The organism is Streptomyces sp. CB02959, assembly GCF_002803155.1.
GTDB lineage: Bacteria > Actinomycetota > Actinomycetes > Streptomycetales > Streptomycetaceae > Streptomyces.
The window spans coordinates 31,304-51,936 of record NZ_NNBP01000046.1 but is presented as its reverse complement, the minus strand read 5'-3'; the positions used below and the strand labels follow the sequence as shown (position 1 = coordinate 51,936).

Sequence of the window (20,633 nt, the reverse complement as noted above, 5' to 3'; positions counted from 1 at the left end):
GTGGCAACCCCTCATGCCCCTGCTGGGGGCGGCCGGCGACCGGAGTTGGCGGTGTGGAAGTTCGCCTCGTGCGACGGCTGCCAGCTCACCCTGCTCGACTGCGAGGACGAACTCCTCGGCATCGCCGATCGGCTCCGGATCAGCTACTTCCTGGAGGCGTCCAGCGCCACCGGGCCGGGGCCCTACGACCTATCCCTCGTCGAGGGCTCAGTCACCACACCGCAGGACGCCGAACGGATCCAGCACATCCGCGCCGCCTCCCGCCGGTTGGTCACCATCGGTGCCTGTGCCACCGCCGGCGGCGTCCAGGCGCTGCGCAACTACGCGGACGTCGCGGAGTTCCAGGCCGTGGTCTACGCCCGGCCCGACTACGTCGACACCCTCGCCACCTCCACTCCCATCAGCGCCCACGTCCCCGTCGACTTCGAGCTGCGCGGCTGTCCGATCGACCGCGGCCAGCTCGTCGAGGTCATCACCGCTTATCTCGCCGGCCGGAACCCCGACGTGCCCGCCCACAGCGTGTGCTTCGAGTGCAAACGCCGCGGCACGGTCTGTGTCACCGTCGCGCACGGCACCCCCTGCCTGGGACCGGTCACCCACGCCGGATGCGGCGCCCTCTGCCCCGCCTACGGCCGCGGCTGCTACGGCTGCTTCGGACCGTCGAACTCGATCAACTTCCCCTCCTTCATCCCGCTGCTGCACCGCGACGGCATGGACACCCTCGACGTGGTGCGGGTGCTGCGCACGTTCAACACCGGCTCGCCCGAATTCGACGCGGAGTCGCGGAAGGAGGCCGAACGGTGACACACCGGGAAACCAAGGTGCTGCGCGTGGACTCCCTCGCCCGCGTCGAGGGCGAAGGCGCCCTGCGCCTGCGCCTCGACGGGGGCCGGGTCGCCGAAGCCCACCTGAAGATCTACGAACCGCCGCGGTTCTTCGAGGCGTTCCTGCGCGGCCGCGCCCACACCGAGCCGCCCGACCTCACCTCCCGGGTCTGCGGGATCTGCCCCGTCGCCTACCAGATGAGCGCCTGCCGCGCCATCGAGGACGCCTGCGGCGTCACCGTGGACGGACAACTGACCGCTCTGCGCCGGCTGCTCTACTGCGGCGAATGGATCGAGAGCCAGACCCTCCACATCTACCTCCTGCACGCCCCGGACTTCCTCGGCCACGACAGCGTCATCGACCTGGCCCGCACCCACCCCGGACACGTCGAGCGCGGGCTCGCCCTCAAGCAGACCGGCAACGCGGTGATGGAACTGCTCGGCGGCCGCGCCATCCACCCCGTCAACGTCCGCCTGGGCGGCTTCCACCGCGTCCCCACGAAGCAGGAACTGCGTCCCCTGGCGGAACGGCTCCGGCGTGCCCGAGACGCCGCGGAGGCCACCGTGCGCTGGGTGGCCGGCTTCGACTTCCCCGACGTCGGCAGCGACCACGACCTCCTCGCGCTGGCCGAACCCGGCACCTACGCCATCGCCGCCGGCACTCCCACCGTCATGCCCGCCCCGAGCACTGCCGGCCTGCAGCCGGACAGCGACCGTGCCCTGCCCACCCGTACCTTTCCGGTCCACACCTTCTCCGAGCACGTCGTCGAGAGCCAGGAGCCGCACTCCACCGCCCTGCACTCACGCCTCGACGAGCGCCGTCACCTGACCGGGACGCTCGCCCGCTATGCCATCAGCGGCCGCTGGCTGCCTCCCGATGTGCTCGGCATCGCACGCGACGCCGGGCTCGGCGACCCCCGCGAGGGAACGGTGTGCCGCAATCCCTTCCGCAGCATCATCGTGCGCGCCGTCGAGGTGCTCTACGCCGTCGAGGAGGCACTGCGCCTCATCGACGCCTACGAACCCCCGCCCCACCCCCACATCGACGTCCCGGCACGGGCGGCCACCGGCCACGGCGCGACCGAGGCACCCCGCGGCCTGCTCTACCACCGCTACACGCTCGACGCCGACGGGACCGTCACCGATGCCGCCCTGGTTCCGCCGACCGCCCAGAACCAGGCCGCGATCGAGCACGACCTGCGGCGTGCAGTGCAGCACCGCCTGGACTCCGGCCGCCCGGCCACCGACGCCGAGCTGACCGGGCTGTGCGAACGGGTGATCCGCAGCCACGACCCGTGCATCTCCTGTTCCACCCACTTCCTCGACCTGACCGTCGAGCGGGGTTGACCGCCGGGTTCCCCCGGGCCCGGGCGGAGGGTCCTCCAGGCCCTGCGCGGTGCCACCCGGCCCTACCGGTGCCGACGCGGCGGGCGTCAGGATCAGACGTACAGGTTCCGTCAGGGCGCCTCGGCGGCCCGGCTCCGGGAGGAGAAGGAGCATGAGCAGCAACGACCCGCGCAACCCGGTGGTGGTGGGCGTGTCCCGCTCGCCGACAGTGGCCAGAGCGGTGGAATGGGCGGCGGACGCGGCAGCCCGGCGCGGTCGGGAACTGTGCCTGGTACACGCCCAGGAATGGCCCGCCGGAGCCGCTCCCAAAGGCCGGCGAGATGCACCGGACCAGGTCTGGGCCTCGCATTTCAAGGCCGCCGGGCAATCCCTGCTCGACACCCACAAGGACGCCGCTGCCGAGCGGGTGCCGGGCCTGCGGATCTCCACCCGCCTGGAGGCCGGCAGGCCGACCGCCATGCTGCGGGAGGCCGCGGAGGACGCGGTGCTGCTGGTCGTCGGCTCGCGTCAGGTGTCCGAGCCGGGGGAGGCGGTCACCTTCACCACGGTCGGGCGGTCCCTCGTCGGGCACCCTCCGTGTCCGGTGGTGCTGATCGTCGGGGACCTCTCGCGCTACGACCCGCTCGGGCCGGTGATGGTGGGGGTGGACGGTTCGCCGGCTTCGGCTCCGGCGGTGGCCTTCGCTTTCGAGGAGGCCGCGCTGAACGACGCGGACCTGCTCGCGGTGCAGGTACGGCGGCCGCACCATGGTGACTGGCCGGACGCCGTCCATGAGTCCTTCGTCGACGTGTCGGAGGCACTCGCCGGGTGGCGGGAGAAGTACCCGCAGGTCGTGGTCCGGGAGCGGGTCGTGAGAGGGCAGCCGGCGGTGCAGCTGGGCGAGCTGGCCGCCGAGGCACGCTGTCTGGTGGTCGGGACGCGCGGGCTGGGTGGGTTCCGCGGGATGGTGCTCGGCTCCACCAGCCGCTCGCTGGCCCACTTCGCACCGGGGCCGTTGGTGGTTGTGCCCCAGGAGGCCCGTACGGACTGACCGTGCGGATTGGGGGACAGGTCGGGGCCGGCGGATTCGGAGCGAGGCGTCAGCGCCCGGGGCTCGGTCCGGTTTGCCGCGCCGCCCAGCGTCGCCGGACGGCGTCCTCGTGTTCCGACTGCTCCAGGGCCGACTCAACTGTCACCAGGTCCTGTTGGAGTCGCGGGATGCGGTGCCGGCGCAGTGCCCTGACTCGGACCGTGGTGCTGCGCAATCGGGTTTCGACCAGTCGGACAGCGGCGGACGCGGCTCCGTACCGGGCGGCTGCATCGACCGCCGCGCGGTACGAGGTACGGGCATGGGTCAGCGCGGTGTTGCCGGGGACGGCGGTGGACGGGGCCGCGGTGCCCTGGACGACGGTGGCGCGGCCGGGTTGCCGCACGCCCAGCGTGTCCTCCCAGGCCACGGCGGCCTCCGCCGGCGGGACGGCGGAGGCCGTGCGCAGGGCGTTCTCCCCGCTGAGCAGGAGGCCGCGCAACTCCCACAGGCCGGCCTCCCGTACCAGGCGTTCCCATGCGTTCCGGGCGGCCGCCTCCGCCCGCCGAAGGTCCGAGAGCTCGGCCCGTAGGAGGTGGAGCTGCCGGTCGAGCAGGTCCGCCCCGTGCGTGGCGACCTGGAGACTGCGGTGCAGCCGCAGGCGGGCGGCCCGGCCGACGGGAGGAGGGTCGGCGGCCGTCATGCCCCGGTCCCGGAAGGATCTTCGTGGGTCCGGGCCTTGACCAACGCGGCCGGCAGCATGCCCAGTTCGCTGTGCGGCAGGGTCAGCAGGACGTGCCAGGCACGCTCCAGGGACTCGTCCAGTGTCAGGCTGCGGTCGGTTCCTTGGTTGAGGAAGTCGTGCAGGTACACCGGGTACATGGCGAAGTAGCTCCGATCGGCCGGGCTCAAGGCGGATTCCCCGGCGAGCTCGGCGAGTTCACCTGCCTGCCGGGCACGGGCGAGCGCGGCGGTGAGCTGGGCCGCGACGTCGAGGTGGTCGGCGCGGGTCCGGCCGGGGCCCGCGCCGCTGCGCATCAGCCGGGAGAGGGAGGACAGCGCGTCCACGGGTGGGTACACGCCCGCGGCGTGGATCTGCGGGGAGAGGACGATCTGTCCTTCGGTGATGTAGCCGGTGAGATCGGGGACCGGGTGGGTGATGTCCCCGGCGGGCATGGTCAGGACGGGCAGGACGGTCACCGAGCCGGGCCGGTCCACGATGCGGCCGCACCGTTCGTAGAGTGCGGCCAGGTCGCTGTAGAGGTAGCCGGGGTAGGCCCGGCGGGCGGGTACTTCCCCACGGGCCGCGGAGACCTCGCGCAGCGCCTCGGCGTAGGACGTCATGTCCGTCATGACCACCAGGACGTGCCGGCCGTCGCCGAACGCGAGGTGCTCGGCCACGGTGAGTGCCAGCCGTGGCGTGAGGATGCGCTCGATCACCGGATCGTCGGCGGTGTTGAGCAGCAGGCACAGTTCACCGGCGGCGGCGCGTTCCTCCAGCGCGTCCCGGACGAAGAAGGCGTCCGCGTGGGTCAGACCCATGCCGGCGAAGACGACGCTGAACCGTTCGCCGGCGGTGGTCGCCTGGGCGGCGATCTGCACCGCGAGTTCGAGGTGCGGCAGCCCGGCCGTGGAGAAGACCGGGAGCTTCTGCCCGCGTACCAGGGTGGTGAGCGCGTCCACCGCGGCGATGCCGGTGAGGACCGGCTCGCCGGGCGGTTGCCGGCGCACGGGGTTGATCGCCACCCCTTCCACCGGGGCGGAGGTCCGGCCGAAGACGGGCGGCCCGCCGTCGCGCGGAGCCCCTTTGCCGTCGCAGGTCCGGCCCAGCCAGCCCGCGCCGACGGGCACCGTCAGCGGGGAACCGCTGAACGCCACCCGCAGCCCGGCCGGATCCATTCCGCCGGTGCCTTCCAGAACCTCGACGACCGCGAGGTCGTCGCGCACCTCCAGGACGACGCCGTGGCGTTGCTCCCCCGAAGCCAGTGCGATCGTCCCGAACTCGTCCCAGCCGACCCCGCTGACCCCGGTCACCACGACGAGCGGACCGCGCAGCTCCCGCACCGAGGTGTACTCGACCGGTATGCGTTCGGGACTCATCGGAGCTCTCCCAGGACGGCGAGAACAGCGTCGTGGGCGGCCCGCACGGTGGCTGTGTCGTCGGGCGCCGCCTCCTCGCGGGCCCGCAACAGGGCGGTGAAATCGGCCTGTTCGACGATGTCCGGCGGAGTACCGGATGCCACCAGGGAACGGCACCGGTCGATGACGGCGAGCACCGCGTCGGCGAGCGCGGCCGTCTTCGCCGGCGTGCAGTGCGCGTCGTTGGGGGAGAGGGCGCTCTGCTGGAGCAGCCCCTCCCGGACCAGGCGGCCGGCCAGCACGCTGACCTGCTCCGGCGCCGGCAGCGCTCCGACGCCGACCAGATCGACCAGGTTCGCCAGCCGGTCGGCCTCCGCCAGCAGCCCGGCGACGGCGGTCCTACGGGCGGCGGAGTCCTGCCGGTCCGGGCCCGCGGTGAGGACGTCGGCGTCCCGGGAGAACGAGTGCGACCACGACAGCGCGGGGTAGTGGCGCGCGTAGGCCAGTTCCCGGTCGAGGGTCCACCGCCCGCGCACACAGCGTTCGGTGTGCGCGGTGACCGGCTCGGCCAGGTCGCCGCCGGGCGGGGAGACGGCCCCGAGGACGGTCACCGAGCCGGGACCCGCCCCGAGCGTGTTCACCGCCCCGGCCCGCTCGTAGAAGGCCGCGAGAGCCGAGGCCAGACCGGCCGGATAGCCCTCCTCAGCGGGCAGTTCGCCGGACCGTGAGGCGAATTCGCGCAGGGCCTCGGCCCAGCGTGAGGTGGAGTCGGCGATCACCACCACGTCGTACCCCATGTCGCGGAAGAACTCGGCGACGGTGGCACCGGTGTGGATGCTCGCCTCCCGGGCCATCATCGGCATGTTGGACGTATTGGCGATGATCACGGTGCGGTCGGCGAGCCGCCCGCCGGTCCGTGGATCGGTCAGCTCGGCGAACTCCGTGATGACGTCGGCCATTTCGTTGCCGCGCTCACCGCAGCCGACATAGACGATGACGTCGGCGTCGCACCACTTGGCGATCTGCTGGAGCAGCAGCGTCTTGCCCGTGCCGAAGCCCCCGGGGACCGCGACGGTGCTGCCCCGGGCCACGGGGAAGAGCAGGTCGATCACGCGTTGTCCCGTGGCCAGCGCAGTGCGTGCGGGGACCCGCTCGCGCACCGGGCGCGGCCGGCGCACCGGCCAGTGCGTCACCGACCGGATCTCGGTGTCGCCGACCACGGCGAGCACCGCGTCCTCCGGGTACTCGGCGGAGTCGGCCACGTACCTGACCTCACCCGCACAGCCCGGCGGCACGAGGATCCGGGTCCGCGGCCCGTCCCCGGTTCCCGCTTCCCCGATCACGCTGCCCTCGCCCACCTCCTGGCCCCGGGCGACCGCCGCGTCGAACGCCCAGCGGCGTACCGGGGGCGCGTCCGTGCCGGTGCCGGGCGCGAGCCGGTCCCCGAAGGCCGCCAGTGGGCGGAGCAACCCGTCGAACACCCCGCCGAGCAGGCCCGGAGCGAGCCGCGCGCGGACCGGTGCGCCCAGCGGAAGTCCGGGCTCGCCCGGTGCCAGGCCACCGGTGTACTCGTACGCCTGCACCGTGACCCGGGACGTGGTGATCGCGACGACCTCGGCCGGCACTCGCGCCCGGCCGAGCAGTACCAGGTCGTTCATGGCGACCCGAGTCGTGCCCTCCAACTCGACGAGCGGCCCGGCTACCCGCAGGATGCGGGCGGCCGCAGTCGGACGAGCAGCCTGCTCCGCCGCTGTCAGGGCTGCCACAACGACTCGATCCCGGCACTGGCGTCATCGAGCACGCGGAGGGCCACGGCGTCCAGGCTCAGGTCCGCGCTCCGGCCGCCGGCCGCGCCGATCACCCCGCCCAGTGGGTGCTCGGTGACGCGCTCGGAGCGGGCGCTTGCACGGGCCGTGATGACCTCCGCGCGGCGGGCGGCGTCCCGGCGGATGCGGTCGGCCTCGCGGCGTGCCGCGGCCCGAACGGCTTCCGCTTCAGCGGCCGTGCTGTCCAGGCGGGCCAGCGACGGCGTCAATTCTGCGGCCAGCTCTGCGGTGCGGTCGGCGGGTACGCCGGTGGCCGCCGGGCCCGGGGTGCTGACCGGACGGAAGCGCATCAGGAGATCACGCAACCCGGCCATGGCCGATCCTCCTTCCGTAGACCGTGCCGCCGGTGCGGTTCTGCTTCCAGTCTCTCCGCGGTGCGGGTGACGGCGCTCGGGGAGGCACGGCGGCTCACGTCCGCGGCACGACCGCGACCGGGCAGCGTGAGTGGTGCAGCACGGCGAGTACGGCCGGCCCGAGGGGCAGCGGTGTGCGCTGCGTCCGGCGCCCGATGACCAGCAGCCCGGCCCGCGCACAGGCACTCAGAAGCGAGGGCACGGCCCGGCCGTCGAGCACCTCCTCGATCACCCGGACGTCCGGGAACTTCTCACGCCATGGGGCGAGGCTTGCGGAGAGCGCCTCCCGCTCGGCCGTCGTGGACTCCGCCTCGCCCTGCGGCCGGGCAGCGTCGGTGCCGACTGCGGTGGCGGTTGTTCGGGCGCGTACGGCGTGCAGGCGAGCGTGGTGTACGGAGGCCGTGGTGAACGCGTAGTCGAGCACCGCGTCAGCTTCTGTGCCCGGCTCCTGCACGCCGACGACGATCTCGGGGCCGGGGCCGACGGACGACTCCTCCTCGCGGACGGTGACCACGGGGCACTTCGCGCGGCCCAGTACGCGCAGGCTCACCGAGCCCAGCAGGAAGCCGGCGATGCTGTCGTGCCCGCGCGATCCGAGCACCAGCAGCGTGCACTCCCCGCTGCGTTCCGCCAGCGCGTCCGCGGCCTCCTCGGCGACCTGCTCGACCTTCACCGGAATCCCCGGATGCAGATCCCTGGCCGTGGCTTCGGCCCGCCGGAGCACTTCGGTTCCGTACCGGCGCCGGTCGGCGTCCTCCGGTACGAGGGAGACCGACCACGGCTGGGAGACCCAGGAGTGCAGGAGGTGCAGCGGGAGGTTGCGGACGGCCGCCTCCTCGGCGCCCCAGCGCACCGCCGGCTCACTGTTGCCGGTGCCGTCCAGCCCGACGAGGACCGAGCCGCCCATGTCATGCCTCCTGCGGAGCGTCGGTGTGCGAAGGGCCGGCTCCCGCAGGGCAGTTCAGGTGCCGGATGTGGGTGTCGGGGCCGGGGAAGAAGAGCGAGATCCGATCGGTGTCCGACCAGCGGACGTCGTAGGGAGGGGTACCGTCTTCGTGGTGCAGTCCGACGACTTCCCCGTCCCGCCGGGTGGTTCCGGTGGCCGGCGACGCGACCACGAGCTGATCGCCCAGGTGTGCCTGCACCGCCCTCACCTCGCTTGTGCACTCGTGCCCAGTCCTGAACCTGTCACAGGAGACGTCAGTGGGTTATGGGGCGACTCGCCCGGCCGAAGGGTCGTTCGGCCCATGGGTCGGGGACCGACCGGAACTTTCCTTCGAAGTCGCCGGGCGCTTCACTGAAAGTGACGGGGAGGACGGGCAGACGCGGAGGAGCGGAGCGAGGCCGCGCACCGCGCATTCAGGGTCCGCGAGAAGTGGGCGGTCCTCCTCGGTCACGAAAGCCGGCTCGCCTGTGCGAGCCGGCACGTTCATGGCCTTCGGCGGCGGGGGCCTCCAGCGGGCGATGCCGCGGCGGCGCCGCCCGGAGGACGGGGCCGGTGACGAGGAGGACGGCCATGGGCACCACACCACTGCTCAAGGGACTTCCGCTCAACGGGAGGGAACACCTGCTGGCATTCGCCCACGAGGTGACCATTCCGGAAGGTACCCGCATCTTCGAGGAGGGCGGTGCCGCCGACCAGTTCTGGATCATCCGGACCGGTTCGGTGAACCTCGACGTACGGTTGGCGGGGCGGCGGCCGGCGGTCGTCGATCTGCTGGGCCCGGGGGATCTGCTGGGCTGGTCGTGGCTGGTGCCGCCGTACCGCTGGCGGATGGGCGCGGAGGCGTTCACCCTCGTCCGGGCCCACGAGTTCGACGCGACGGAGGTGCGCGTGCTGTGCGAAGCGGACCCGGTCCTCGGGCTGGCGGTGGCCCACCGGGTTCTTGATGTCGTTGCCCGTCGATTGTTGGCCACCCGGTACCGGCTGATCGATCCGGGCGGCGCGGGCGCGAGCCGCCAACCAACCCTGTCCTGAACGAACCCGTGCCGCCCGCGATGCCCGGGCTCCGTCAACCGGACACCCGTCCCGGGCGCTCCACCCGGGACGGACCGCGCACCTCTCGTTCGATCCGGCGCCGCACCCGGCCCGTCAGCGTCGCGAGTGGCCCGGACACGGTGGCTTGTACTGGTACCGGCGATCTGATCTCCCGGGCGGTGGCCGGAAGTTGCGCCACCTCGGCGGCGAGTTGCCGCCGGGCGTCTTCCAACGGCAGCGGCGACGTGCACCGCGCCCCGCCTCGCAGCACCGTCCGCAACAGTGGCGTACTGCCCGGCAGCGGGGGCTCGTCGGCCAGGCCGATCACATCGGCACAGCCTCGGCGCCGGAAGACCTGCTTACAGCCGGGAGCCGTCACCTTCGCCGACGACAGCTTCATCACCGGGCGCCCGGCGTACTCGACGAGCTTGTACGCGGTATCCAGGTACGGGGCGTCCGCACTGACCCCCACCCGGGTCCCGACGGCGTACACGTCGATGGGCGCCTTCGCCGACACGAGGTCGTGCACGGCGAACTCGTCCAGGCCCCCGCTGGCCACGATGCGTACCTGCGGGAGCCCGGCGGCATCGAGGACGGCCCGGGCACGGAAGGACAACTCCTTGAGGTCACCGCTGTCCAGGCGGACCGCCGAGCCGTCGGCGCGGTCCAGCGCGCGCAGGACACGGGCGGCGGCAGCGACCCCCGACACGGTGTCGTAGGTGTCCACCAGGAGCGTGACCGGGCCGGGATGGCACCGGGCGAAGGCGGTGAAGGCAGCCTCCTCGTTCTCGAACGCCTCGACGTAGGAGTGCGCCATGGTGCCGACCGCGGGGAAGTTCAGGGCGCGGGCCGTGGCGACATTGCTGGTGCCCGCGAAACCGGTGAGCGCGGCGAGCCGGGCCACCTGCAAGCCGGCGGCAGTCCCGTGGGTGCGGCGCAGCGAGAAGTCCACGATCGCATGTCCGTCGGCGGCGAGGACGCACCGGACGCACTTGGAGGCCACCATGGTCTGGTGGCTGAGGTGGTTCAGTACGCACGTCTCGACGAGTTGCGCCTCCGGCAGGGGAGCGGTGACCTCCAGCAGCGGCTCCCCGGCCAGGACCACGCGACCCTCGGGTACCGCGCGCACTGTACCGGTGAAACACGTCCCCACCAGCGGCATCAGATCGCGGACCGGACGTCCCAACGCCTCCGCGAAGGCCCTGGCGTCATCGAGGCTGACGCGGTACCGGGACAGGTAGCTCAGGACCGACTCGACGCCGGCGCACACCAGGAATCCCCGGTCGGGCGGCAGTTGGCGGACGAAACAGCTGAAGGTGGCCGGCTCCGTCATCCGCTCACGTAGATAGGAGAGCGCCATCGTCACTTCGTACAGATCGGTGGTCGTGGTCTCGGACATGGCGGCCGTTCCTTCCACGCTGCTGCCCAACACGCTGGTGAGGTATGGGGCAGTCCCACCGGCGGGACACCTGCGAGTCCGCGTCGGCCTGACTCCCAGCGCATCAGTTCGGAACGCCTGGGCACAGGACCGGACGGCCCAGCTTCTTCGGTCCGAGAGGCCGTTCCGCTGCCGTCCGCAGCCGTTCCTGGGCCTGTCCACGGCCGAGGCCGTGGGCCTTTCGGCGCTCGGCGGGGACGACCGGCCCACAGTTTCGCCGGCGCTGCCGCGCGACAGTGGGTTCGACGTGGTGAGGAGGCCGGCCATGCGGGTTCGGGATGTGATGCGTACGCCGGTGGTCACGGTTGCTCCCGATGCCACCTTGGGGGAGACAGCGCGACTGATGCAGCAGCACACCGTCGGGTGTGTGGCGGTCGTTTCCGGTGAGACGGTTCTCGGCATGGTCACCGACCGGGACCTGGCCGTGCGCGGTCTGGGCGCGGAGCGGAGCGCCGATACCCCGGTCGGTGAGGTGATGACGGTACCGATCCATGCGGTCTGCCCGGGTGACGACGTGGATGCCGCGTACCGCACCATGCGTCGCTCGTCCGTCCGCCGGCTTCCGGTCCTCGACGGCGGGCGGCTAGTTGGTGTGGTGGCGCTCGACGACCTGCTGATGGACGTCTCCCGACGGCTTTCCGAGCTGCTCGGCGCGGTTTCGTGGTGTCCTCGCCGAACCTCCGGGCGGGCAGCTTCCCCAGGTCGGTTGACGCGCTGAGGCTCGATGGGGTCCACGGCATGGTCGACCGGCTCACGTGTCCGCGCCGCGGTCGGTCCTGCCGGTCGGCTGCGTCGGCGCTCCGGGGACCCGGATGCGTCGTCCGCTGAGGCGGGCCGGTCGGATGGCGATCCACTGGTATCGGCCACTGCCCACCCAGGGCGCCGAGTACGCCTGTTCTTCGAACTTGCGGGACGCGTAGAAGCCGGTGACGACCTCGGCGGGCCCGACGGCCAGTACGCTCCAGCCCTGGCTGTACGCGTCGTCGATGCGGTCCACCTCCAGTGCGGCCTCGTGCCCGGCGGCTGCGGCGGGGCCGGAGCCCGCCTGGGTGCGGTAGGCGATCACGTCGTCGACGACGGTGTAGTTGACGGGGAAGACGGCGGGGGTGTCGTTGAGGGTGACGGCGACCCTGCCGATGCCGTGGGTGGAGAGCAGTTTCCGGCATTCGTCGGGGCTGAGCGCCAGCACCTCGGGGTGTGCGCCGGCCTTGCCGAAGCCTGGTGGAAGGTCGGCGGTACGGCCCGTGAGTTCGGCGACCGTGGTGTCGAGCGCACCGGCCAGACGTAGCAGGAACCCGATGCTCGGTTCGGCCCCGTGCTCCTCGACGTACTGGAGGTAGCCGGGCGAGGCGGCGGCCCGGGTGGCGACCTCCTCGCGGGTCAGGCCCAGTTGCTGGCGGCGCTGTGCGGCGCGTCGGCCCAGGTCGCTGCGGTGTGGTGCCGGCTCGGTGCCGGATCCGGTTGCTCGGTCGGTTGTCATCGTGTACGCATCCCTTCTGCCCGTGGCTCCGGCCGATTGGCGTGGTGGGATTACTCGTGCGGCACGATCGCCACGGGGCAGGGGGCGTGGTGGACGGCCGCGTGGACGACATGGCCGATGCGCGGGACCGCGCGGCCGAGATGCCGACGGCCGACGATCAGCAGCTGCGCGCCCGCCGCGCCGTGCAGCAGGGCGGGTGCCGGACTCTCCATGACCACCTGCTCCTCCACCCGCACGTCCCGGAACTTCTCCCGCCACGGGCGCAGCGCCTCGGACAGCTCCTCGCGGGCGAGGAGTTCGGCTTGTTCCGCGGCGGCCCGTTCCACGACGCCGCCGCGGTCGTAGGCGAACGGGGGCAGGTTCCTGCCGTGTACGGCGCAGAGCGGGACGGCTCGCCGGGCGGCGGTCTCGAAGGCGAAGGCCAACAGCCCTTCGCAGGGCGCGTGCAGGCTGACACCGACCGCGACGCTGCTGCTGCTCTCGGCCGCGGGGCTGTCCTGCCGGGAGCGGACCAGGACGACCGGGATCGTGATCCGCGGCACCAGGTCCAGGCCGGTCTCGCCCAGCGCGAAACGCGCCGCCGGGCCCAGCCCCCGCGACCCCAGGACCAGCAGATCCGCCTGCGCGGCGGCCTCGACCAGGGCCTCCAGCGGCTGCTCGCGCACCAGAGCCACGTCAACGGGCACCCCCGGCTCCGTCGACTCGACCGTCGACCTGGCCTCTTCGATGATCCGGTCCGGCCAGTGCGGCGGCTCCGGCGTCCACGGTGCGCCGCGCGGCCCTGCCGCGAGGGGCGGCCAGGCGGTCAGGATCCGCAGCCGGGACTGCCGCAGCCGCGCCTCGTGCGCCGCCCACCGGGCTGCCGCCAGGGCCTGCGACGTCCCGTCCACACCGACGGTGACGACGTTCTTCATGACGGCGACCGGCCTTCCCCTGCTCGTTCTTCGTCGGTCCCGTCCGCCCGGCCGCCGGTGGCCGGCGCCGGCTTCAGGTCCTCGGACACCGACACCACGCCGTCGACGCTCGCGCACATCCGCACCAGCACGGGCACCAGCAGCAGGTCGGCCACCGTGCCGTGCAGGGCGACCTGACCGCGATTGACATCAGCTGTCACCCCCGCCGCACCGAGGCGTGCGGTGCGCCCCAGTACTTCCCGGGTGATCTCCTCCCGGATCGCCTGGTCCTTGCGCAGGAAGACGCGCAGCAGGTCGCTGCGGCTGACGATGCCCAGCAGGGCGTCCGCCTCGTCGACCACGGGAAGCCGCTTGAGCTGCTGCACCTCCATCAGGCGCGCCGCCTCCACCACCGTCCATTCCGGGTGGGCACACACCGCCGGAGCGGACATCAGCTCTCCGGCGGTACGGCCCTCCGCCCGCGCCTTCTCCCACGCCTCCAGGTGCGGCAGCGGCGTCCGCCCGGACAGATCGGACCGGTCGGCCGCCTTCCGCAGCAGATCGGCCTCCGAAACGATGCCGGCCGGCCGGCCGAGGCTGTCGAGCACCGGGACGGCGCTCACCGCGTGGTCGGCGAGCGTCTGCGCGATCTCCTTGAAGGGGGTGTCGAGCTGCACGCTCACGACCTTCCGGGTCATCAGCTCACCAATCGTGCGGTGCTCCATCTCCGGCTCCTTCCACCACGGCGGCCGGCGGCGCGGCCACACCCCCCAGCGTGACCGGCCCGCTCGTCGCGCCGATATGAGCCACTCGGCCCCCGCACGTGGCCGGCCGTCCCGATGCGGTCCGACCGGTCCGCGTCAGGGGCCGTATGGCCCCTCAGGATTCCGACGGACTCCCGTGACGCTGGAGGCACCTGCCGATTCCACCGTCCGCCCTGCCCGGGCGCATGGTCCGATCCGCCCGGGAGGCCCCCGGTGCTCACCCACCCCACCCTCAACGACACGGCCGTCAAGGCACTCGTGGCGGAAGCCACCACCGCGCCCTCGATGCACAACGCCCAGCCGTGGCACTTCGACTACGCGCGGGCATCACGCACCGTGCTGCTGTTCGCCGACCTGGATCGCGCGATGCCGCTGGCCGACCCCACCACCCGGGGACTCCACCTCGGCTGCGGGGCGGCCCTTCTCAACCTCCGGGCCGCCGCCGCGCACGCCGGCCACTGCACCGTGACCACCCTGCTGCCGGCTCCCCACACCCCCACGCTCCTGGCCTCCGTACGGCTCGACGTGCCGCACGAGCCGCTGGACGCGGCCCTCTCCGCTCTGCAGCCCGCCATCGCCGTCCGGCACACCAGCCGCTACCCCTTCACCGAGCGGCGCATTCCGGACGACTCGCGCGCCGCCCTCGTAGAAGCCGCGGCCCGCGAGGGGGCCCAGCTGGCCTTCTTGACCACTCCGCACCGTGAGGCGGTACTCGACCTCATCCTGCACGCCGAGGGCTACGACCGCATGGACGACGGCCGGGAAGTCGAACAACAGAGGTGGACCCACGACGACTCCGCCGACGCCCCCGCGGACGGCATACCGGAATATGCCTTCGGCCCGGCCAAACGCGGCGGCGCGGCCCCGATGCGTGACTTCGCCGGCCGGCGCACGGTCCCCGGACGCGCCTACGCCGACTTCGAGAAACGGCCGCAACTGGCCTCCCTCAGCACCACCCACGACGGTCCCGCGGACTGGCTCCGCGCCGGCCAGGCACTGGAACGCGTCCTCCTGCTCGCCACCCGCCAAGGGCTTGTCAGCTCCTTCGCCACCCAGGCCCTGGAATGGCCGGACCTGCGCTGGCTGCTGCGCGACCCGCTCTCCGGCACCGGCTGCGTACAGATGGTGCTCCGCCTCGGCTACGGCCCCGGCGGGCCGCGCACACCGCGCCGACCGGTGGACGAGGTCCTGACGATCACAGCCTGAGCGCCGGCTCGCGTACGCGTTCGCCCACGCCTGTGGGCCTCGCACCCCGCCCTCTCCGACCACTCACGCCTCTCCCGGCACACCACGCCACTGCCGCCTTCGCCGACGCTGCGGCGCTCTCCTCCAACAGCCGCCGCCTGTCCGGCGGCTGCCTCGTTGCCCCGTACCTGCTCCCGGCCGGCTCGGCGTCTGCCCACCCGCCTGGGACGCCGTTCACGGCTCCACCGGCCCGACGTGTTCACGTCGATCCCCTATCGTCTGCGCGGACCGCAGGCCACGTGCTCGCGGACACGGCCACCAAGGGGCCGAGGCAGACAAGGAGCGCCGAAGTTGAGCAGCACGCCCTCGCCCACACCCAGGTCACCTGGAGAACTCCAGCGGCGACTGGGGGTCATGGACACCGTGGTGATCGGCCTGGGCTCGATGATCGGTGCCGGGATCTTCGCCTCCTTGGCCCCGGCCGCGAGGGCAGCCGGTTCCGGCCTGCTGGTCGGCCTCGGCTGCGCAGCAGTCGTCGCCTACTGCAACGCAAAGTCCTCCGCCGGGCTCGCCGCCCGCTACCCGGCCTCCGGCGGCACCTACGTCTACGGCCGCGAGCGGCTCGGCGAGTTCTGGGGATACCTGGCCGGGTGGGCGTTCGTGGTGGGCAAGACCGCCTCCTGCGCAGCCATGGCCCTGACCGTCGGCAGCTACGTCTGGCCCGGCCAGGCACACGCGATCGCGGCCGCCGCAGTGCTGGCGCTGACCGCGGTCAACTACGTCGGCGTGCACAAGTCCGCTCTGCTCACGCGCGCGATCGTCACCGTGGTGCTGGCGGTCCTGGCAGCCGTGGTGGTCGCCGCGCTCACCTCCGGTACGACCGAGACCGCCAGGCTGGACGTCGGCTCGGACGCCACCGTCGTCGGCGTGCTCCAGGCCGCGGGGCTCCTGTTCTTCGCCTTCGCCGGCTACGCCCGCATCGCCACGCTCGGCGAGGAGGTCCGCGACCCCGCGCGCACGATCCCGCGGGCGATCCCGGTCGCGCTGGGCATCACGCTGCTCGTGTACACCGTGGTCGCCGTCGCCGTCCTGCTCGTGCTGGGTCCCGACGGACTGGCCGCGGCCGCGGCGCCGCTGGCCGAAGCCGCCCGCGCGGCAGGAGCCGGCGGACTCACCCCCGTGGTGCGGGTCGGCGCAGCCGTCGCCGCGCTGGGCTCTTTGCTCGCTCTGATTCTCGGCGTCTCCCGCACCACCCTGGCCATGGCCCGCGACCGCCACCTGCCCCACCACCTCGCCGCGGTGCATCCGAAGTTCAAGGTGCCGCACCGGGCCGAAATCGCTGTCGGCGTCGTGGTCGCCGCCGTGGCCGCGACTGCGGACATCCGTGCCGCGATCGGCTTCTCCTCCTTCGGCGTCCTTGTCTACTACGCCATCGCCAACGCCTCGGCATGGACCCTCACACCGGCCGAAGGCCGCCCCGCCAGGATCATTCCCGCCGTCGGCCTGACCGGCTGCCTCGTCCTGGCCTTCGCCCTTCCGCTGACCTCCGTCGCCGCGGGGGCCGCGGTTCTGGCCGTCGGAGCCGCGGTCTATGCGGTGCGCCGTACGCCATCACGCGGGTGATCGGTCAGGACGGCGCGCGGGAGCCGGGCGGCCTCAGGTCGGCATGCGCGGCGGGCGGAGCCGCATCGCCCAGCCGCCCGATCCCCCACTCCTGAGGTCCTCGCCGACCGGCGGCAGTCAGGACGAGAGCGAGAAGTAGCTCTCCTCCTCCTGGCTGAAATGGAGCCGCAGCACCGTGTGCAGGCCGTACAACGACGCCCGGAGGTCGTCCAGTTGCTCCGGGAGCAGGGCACCCGCCCCATCGGCGATGGTGAGATGCGCGGCGATGCGACGGGCCAGTCGCTCGATCTCTGCGTGCGCGCGACTCATGGTCTCCGTGGTGTCCGGGCCGCCGAACTGCTCGTTCAGGGCGGGATAGAGCTGATGCTCCTCGGCGTGCTCGTGTGGAAGCAACCGCTCGGTGAGCAGACGGTCGACGTGGTGGACGGCCGCCAGGGCACGTGGGCCCGGATCGACGGAGAGCAGGCTCGCCGCCTCCCGGATGGCGTCCAATGCGCCGCGCAGGTCTTCGTGTTCGGCGGCGAAGCGGAGGATGAGCTGTTCGGCAGTTGGTTCGAGGGGCGGCCCGCCGGTACCCGGCGCCGGCAGCACGACGCGCAGCGCATTGAGGATGGCCGCCACGTCGATGGCCTCCTGGAGGAGCGCACCGGCAGCCGGTGGCAGCAGCCCCAGCAGCGCGGCGACCATCGCCAGCAGCGACAGCGCCATGCCGCCCGCCGCGCTCTGCACTGCGATCCGACGGGCCCGTACGGCGATGTCCATGGCGTCGGCGAGGCGGGCGACCCGGTCGGTGCTCAACACGATGTCGGCGGCTTCGGAGGCCGAGGTGGCGCCGCGCGCCCCCATGGCGACGCCGATGTCGGCGGCGGCCAAGGCCGGCGCGTCGTTGACGCCGTCGCCGACCATCATGGTGACCGCGTGCCCGCACTCCTCCCGCACGGCCCGGACCTTGTCGGCGGGCAACTGCCCGGCCCGGACGTCGTCCAGACCCAGCACGGTCCCGACCTGACGGGCCGGTTCGGGACGGTCCCCGGTGAGCAGCAGGAGCCTGGTCAGTCCCGCCGTCCGCAGTCGCCGGACGGTGTGTGGCGCATCCCGGCGCAGTGGATCGTGGAGCAGTACGGCACCACTGAGTCTGCCGTCGACCGTGACCCAGGCGACCGTGGCCCCGTCGAGGAGTGCGCAGTTGTCCACGGTCCGGGCCCAACCGGGCAGCTCCGCCGACGCCAGGTCGGTCCGGCCGACGGTGATCCGCCGACCGTCCACGGTGCCGGCGGCGCCGCGCCCGGGCTCCTCGACGACCCCGCCGGGCAGGGACAGGCCGAGGCCGCGGTCGCGTGCTTCACGGGTGATCGCCATGGCGAGGACGTGCACCGAGACCTGGTCGACGGAGGCGGCCAGCCGCAGCACCTCGGCGGGGGAGAGGCCATCGGGTGCCGCTGCGACCTCCCGTACCCGCGGTCGGCCCGCCGTCAGCGTCCCGGTCTTGTCGATCACCAGGGTGCGGGCCCGGCCCAGGGACTCCAGCGCCCGGCCGTCCCGCACGATCACGCCTCGTCGGGCCGCCCGTGACATGCCGGAGACGACGGCCACCGGCACCGCCAGCAGCAACGGGCAAGGGGTCGCCACCACCAGCACGGCCACCGCCCGGACCGGTTCCCCGCTCAGCGCCCAGGCGACCCCGGCCAGTCCCAGCGTCAGCGGCAGGAACCAGGAGGCGTACCGCTCCGCCAGGCGCACCGCCGGTGCCCGCTCCGCCGCCGCCTCCCGGGCCAGCCGCACGATCCCCGCGTACGTGCTGTCCCGTGCGGTCGCCGTCGCCGTGAGGTCGAAGACGCCGCCGGCGTTCACCACGCCACTGCGTACCTCGTCGCCCGATCGCCTTTCCACCTGCTCCGGTTCACCGCTGAGCACGGACTCGTCCAGAACCGCCAAGCCCGCCGTGACCGCGCCGTCGACCGGTACCACCTCACCGGAGCCAACCACGAGCACCTCGCCCACGGCGACCTCGTCGAGGTCTACCAGGACGATCTCCCCACCGCGGCGGCACCGGGCGGTGCGCGGCGCCCGCTCCAACAGGGCCTGCAGATCGCGGGAGGCCCGACGACCGGCGGCGGCCTCCAACGTCCGTCCGGTCGCCAGCATCACCGCGATCAGCGCTCCGGCAAGGTACTCGCCGACGACCAGCGTCCCGGCCAGGGCCAGCACCGCGATCAGATCGACCCCCACCCGGCCCCGCCGCAGTGCGCCGACGACCCAGGTCACCGCGGGGGCGACACCGATCACCGTGCCGATGGCCCAGCACACGTCGGCGAGCTCCCCGCGCCCGACCAGCCAGGCCAACCCGCCGGCCACCAGAGCCGCTGTCGTCGCGATCAGCAGCAACGGGCCCAGCCGGTGCCGCCCCGAATCCGCGGTCCGTGACGCCCGCTCCACTCCCTGCTCCTCAGCCCACCGCACGGCGGCCTCCGGTCCTGCCGGGATCCGCGCGGCGATCCCGGCGTCGAACCCGTGTCCCGGTAGTAGTCAGGTCCTCCGGCTTCTAGGTCAGCACGGCGCCCGGCGGCCCGCCAGTGCCGGACGGCCCCTTGCCGGGGCGCGCCCGCTCGGTCTGCCCGGCAAACCGGAGCGGCCGCCCTCCGGACGTCCGCTCCGGCCGCGGAGGACCATTCCGCGTACATGCCATGGTCGGTGCGGCGGCTGCTCCGGACCAAGGTCCGGACGGGCCGCAACCGCAGGGCCGTCCGGTCCCTCGCGGTGCACGGCGCGATGCGGGGGCCCGGCGACGACGGAGCCTGAACGGCCTTCCGCTCCGGGAGATCCGGTGGCGGCTCGCCTCACCGCCCGTACGCGAAGAGGGCGACGACGGAACAGCCGCCCGAGTGGGAGAAGTACCCCGACGCCCTCTCACCCACCGGTCGGCTGCACCGGGACGATCGCGACGGTGCACGGTGCCTGATGGAGCACCGAGTGGTTGATCCGCCCCAGTTGCGGCCCGAGCGGGTTCGCCCGCCGGCGGGCCCCCAGTACCAGCAACTCCGCGCCCTTCGCGGCCCCGAGCAGTGCCGCCTGCGCGCGGCCACCGACGACGACCCGGCGTACCGGCACCTCGGGGTGCCCCGCGACGGGCCGCTCCAGGACCTCGTCGAGCCAGCCGTGGACCGCCTGCTCCCGTCGGGCCTGGTCCGCTGCGGACAGACCGGCGCGGGTGGTGGCGTGTACGACGGTGACCCCGCAGCCGCGCAGCGCGGCTTCCGCGAACGCGAAGTCGGCCGCCGCAGGATTCCGGTCCACTGCCGCGAGCCCGAGCAAGACCCACGGCCCGCGCCCGGGCCCCGCGTCACGGCCGCCCCGCACCACGACCACCGGGCAGTGGGCCCGGGCCGAGAGCGTCAGGCTCACCGAACCCAGCACGACGCCGGACAGACCGTGTCCTCGGCTGCCGACCACGACCATCGCGGCGTGATCGCTCGCGTCGACCAACGCGTAGACCGGATCGTCCTCCCGGACCACGGCGGACACGGCCACCTCCGGCCGACGCAGCCGCACCCGCTCCGCGGCGCCGGCGACCACGTCCCGGGCCGCGGCCTCCCGCCGTGCCTGCGCCTTCCCGGTTGCGGGCATCGTCGAGTCCGCGTACGGCTCCCACAGCGACGCGTGCAGGACCTGGAGCGGACAACCACGCAGAGCTGCTTCGTCGGCGGCCCAGTCCACTGCGCGCAGGGCGTCGTCGGAGCCGTCGGTGCCGACGACCAGTGGCGTACTCATACGGCTCACCACCTCACGGGGCGCACGGATCGGACGGCCGGGACGCGATGCGGCACCCACCCTCCCATC

18 protein-coding genes and 1 pseudogene are annotated in these 20,633 nt (G+C 73.1%); 7 read left to right on the top strand and 12 right to left on the bottom strand.

Features of this window, described 5'->3' with window-relative positions; all coding sequences use genetic code 11:
* The 3 genes from CG747_RS43605 (at position 1) to CG747_RS43595 (ending at position 3,201) form a co-directional block, all read left to right on the top strand.
* Positions 1–804: an oxidoreductase gene (locus CG747_RS43605; protein WP_257981150.1), complete on the top strand. Its 804-nt coding sequence runs from the start codon at positions 1–3 to the stop codon at positions 802–804.
* Positions 801–2,171 (top strand): Ni/Fe hydrogenase subunit alpha, encoded by a 1,371-nt coding sequence (locus tag CG747_RS43600; RefSeq protein WP_100607427.1) that lies wholly within the window; start codon positions 801–803, stop codon positions 2,169–2,171. The genes CG747_RS43605 and CG747_RS43600 overlap by 4 nt, the downstream gene beginning before the upstream one ends.
* Before the next feature lie 151 nt (positions 2,172–2,322).
* A complete protein-coding gene (locus tag CG747_RS43595; protein WP_100607426.1) occupies positions 2,323–3,201 on the top strand; it encodes a universal stress protein in 879 nt (292 codons plus the stop codon).
* A gap of 49 nt (positions 3,202–3,250) precedes the next feature.
* Here CG747_RS43595 and CG747_RS43590 read toward each other — a convergent pair whose 3' ends face one another.
* The 6 genes and pseudogenes from CG747_RS43590 to CG747_RS43565 form a co-directional block, all read right to left on the bottom strand.
* A complete protein-coding gene (locus CG747_RS43590) occupies positions 3,251–3,880 on the bottom strand; it encodes a V-type ATP synthase subunit D (RefSeq protein WP_100607425.1) in 630 nt (209 codons plus the stop codon).
* Positions 3,877–5,277, bottom strand: coding sequence for a V-type ATP synthase subunit B (locus tag CG747_RS43585; RefSeq protein WP_100607424.1), 1,401 nt, complete (start codon positions 5,275–5,277; stop codon positions 3,877–3,879). The genes CG747_RS43590 and CG747_RS43585 overlap by 4 nt, the downstream gene beginning before the upstream one ends.
* Positions 5,274–7,022, bottom strand: coding sequence for a V-type ATP synthase subunit A (locus CG747_RS43580; RefSeq protein ID WP_100607423.1), 1,749 nt, complete (start codon positions 7,020–7,022; stop codon positions 5,274–5,276). Before CG747_RS43580 ends, CG747_RS43585 begins: the two co-directional genes overlap by 4 nt.
* Positions 7,010–7,396, bottom strand: a complete 387-nt coding sequence (locus tag CG747_RS43575; RefSeq protein WP_100607422.1) for a hypothetical protein — start codon at positions 7,394–7,396, stop codon at positions 7,010–7,012. The genes CG747_RS43580 and CG747_RS43575 overlap by 13 nt, the downstream gene beginning before the upstream one ends.
* Positions 7,397–7,490: 94 nt before the next feature.
* Positions 7,491–8,342, bottom strand: a complete 852-nt coding sequence (locus CG747_RS43570; protein WP_100607421.1) for a universal stress protein — start codon at positions 8,340–8,342, stop codon at positions 7,491–7,493.
* A gap of 22 nt (positions 8,343–8,364) precedes the next feature.
* A pseudogene (locus tag CG747_RS43565) lies at positions 8,365–8,580 on the bottom strand (DUF1918 domain-containing protein); the annotation flags it as partial.
* Positions 8,581–8,951: 371 nt separating this feature from the next.
* Here CG747_RS43565 and CG747_RS43560 point away from each other — a divergent pair.
* On the top strand, positions 8,952–9,413 hold the full coding sequence (locus CG747_RS43560; protein ID WP_100607419.1) for a cyclic nucleotide-binding domain-containing protein: 462 nt from the start codon (positions 8,952–8,954) through the stop codon (positions 9,411–9,413).
* Positions 9,414–9,447: 34 nt separating this feature from the next.
* Here CG747_RS43560 and CG747_RS43555 read toward each other — a convergent pair whose 3' ends face one another.
* Entirely contained in the window at positions 9,448–10,812 is a 1,365-nt protein-coding gene (locus CG747_RS43555) for a nicotinate phosphoribosyltransferase (RefSeq protein ID WP_100607418.1), read from the bottom strand.
* A gap of 304 nt (positions 10,813–11,116) precedes the next feature.
* On the opposite strand from CG747_RS43555, the gene CG747_RS43550 reads away from it, so the two are divergent.
* Entirely contained in the window at positions 11,117–11,569 is a 453-nt protein-coding gene (locus CG747_RS43550) for a CBS domain-containing protein (RefSeq protein ID WP_100607417.1), read from the top strand.
* Positions 11,570–11,602: 33 nt separating this feature from the next.
* Here the strand turns inward: CG747_RS43550 and CG747_RS43545 are convergent, their stop codons facing one another.
* From CG747_RS43545 to CG747_RS43535, 3 genes are read right to left on the bottom strand one after another with little or no spacing between them, the layout of a single operon-like run.
* Positions 11,603–12,331, bottom strand: a complete 729-nt coding sequence (locus CG747_RS43545) for a pyridoxamine 5'-phosphate oxidase family protein (RefSeq protein WP_100607416.1) — start codon at positions 12,329–12,331, stop codon at positions 11,603–11,605.
* A gap of 50 nt (positions 12,332–12,381) precedes the next feature.
* Positions 12,382–13,245 (bottom strand): universal stress protein, encoded by an 864-nt coding sequence (locus tag CG747_RS43540; RefSeq protein WP_100607415.1) that lies wholly within the window; start codon positions 13,243–13,245, stop codon positions 12,382–12,384.
* Entirely contained in the window at positions 13,242–13,949 is a 708-nt protein-coding gene (locus tag CG747_RS43535) for a CBS domain-containing protein (RefSeq protein ID WP_100607414.1), read from the bottom strand. The genes CG747_RS43540 and CG747_RS43535 overlap by 4 nt, the downstream gene beginning before the upstream one ends.
* A gap of 252 nt (positions 13,950–14,201) precedes the next feature.
* On the opposite strand from CG747_RS43535, the gene CG747_RS43530 reads away from it, so the two are divergent.
* The gene (locus CG747_RS43530) at positions 14,202–15,194 is read left to right on the top strand and encodes a nitroreductase (RefSeq protein WP_100607413.1); all 993 of its coding nucleotides are present in this window, start codon (positions 14,202–14,204) and stop codon (positions 15,192–15,194) included.
* 330 nt (positions 15,195–15,524) lie between these two features.
* Complete coding sequence (locus tag CG747_RS43525; RefSeq protein WP_374701897.1) at positions 15,525–16,796, top strand: APC family permease; 1,272 nt, start codon at positions 15,525–15,527, stop codon at positions 16,794–16,796.
* 117 nt (positions 16,797–16,913) lie between these two features.
* Here CG747_RS43525 and CG747_RS43520 read toward each other — a convergent pair whose 3' ends face one another.
* A complete protein-coding gene (locus CG747_RS43520; RefSeq protein ID WP_100607411.1) occupies positions 16,914–19,232 on the bottom strand; it encodes a heavy metal translocating P-type ATPase in 2,319 nt (772 codons plus the stop codon).
* A 471-nt stretch (positions 19,233–19,703) separates the two neighbouring features.
* A complete protein-coding gene (locus CG747_RS43515) occupies positions 19,704–20,564 on the bottom strand; it encodes a universal stress protein (RefSeq protein WP_180985987.1) in 861 nt (286 codons plus the stop codon).
* Between the last annotated feature and the right edge of the window lie 69 nt (positions 20,565–20,633).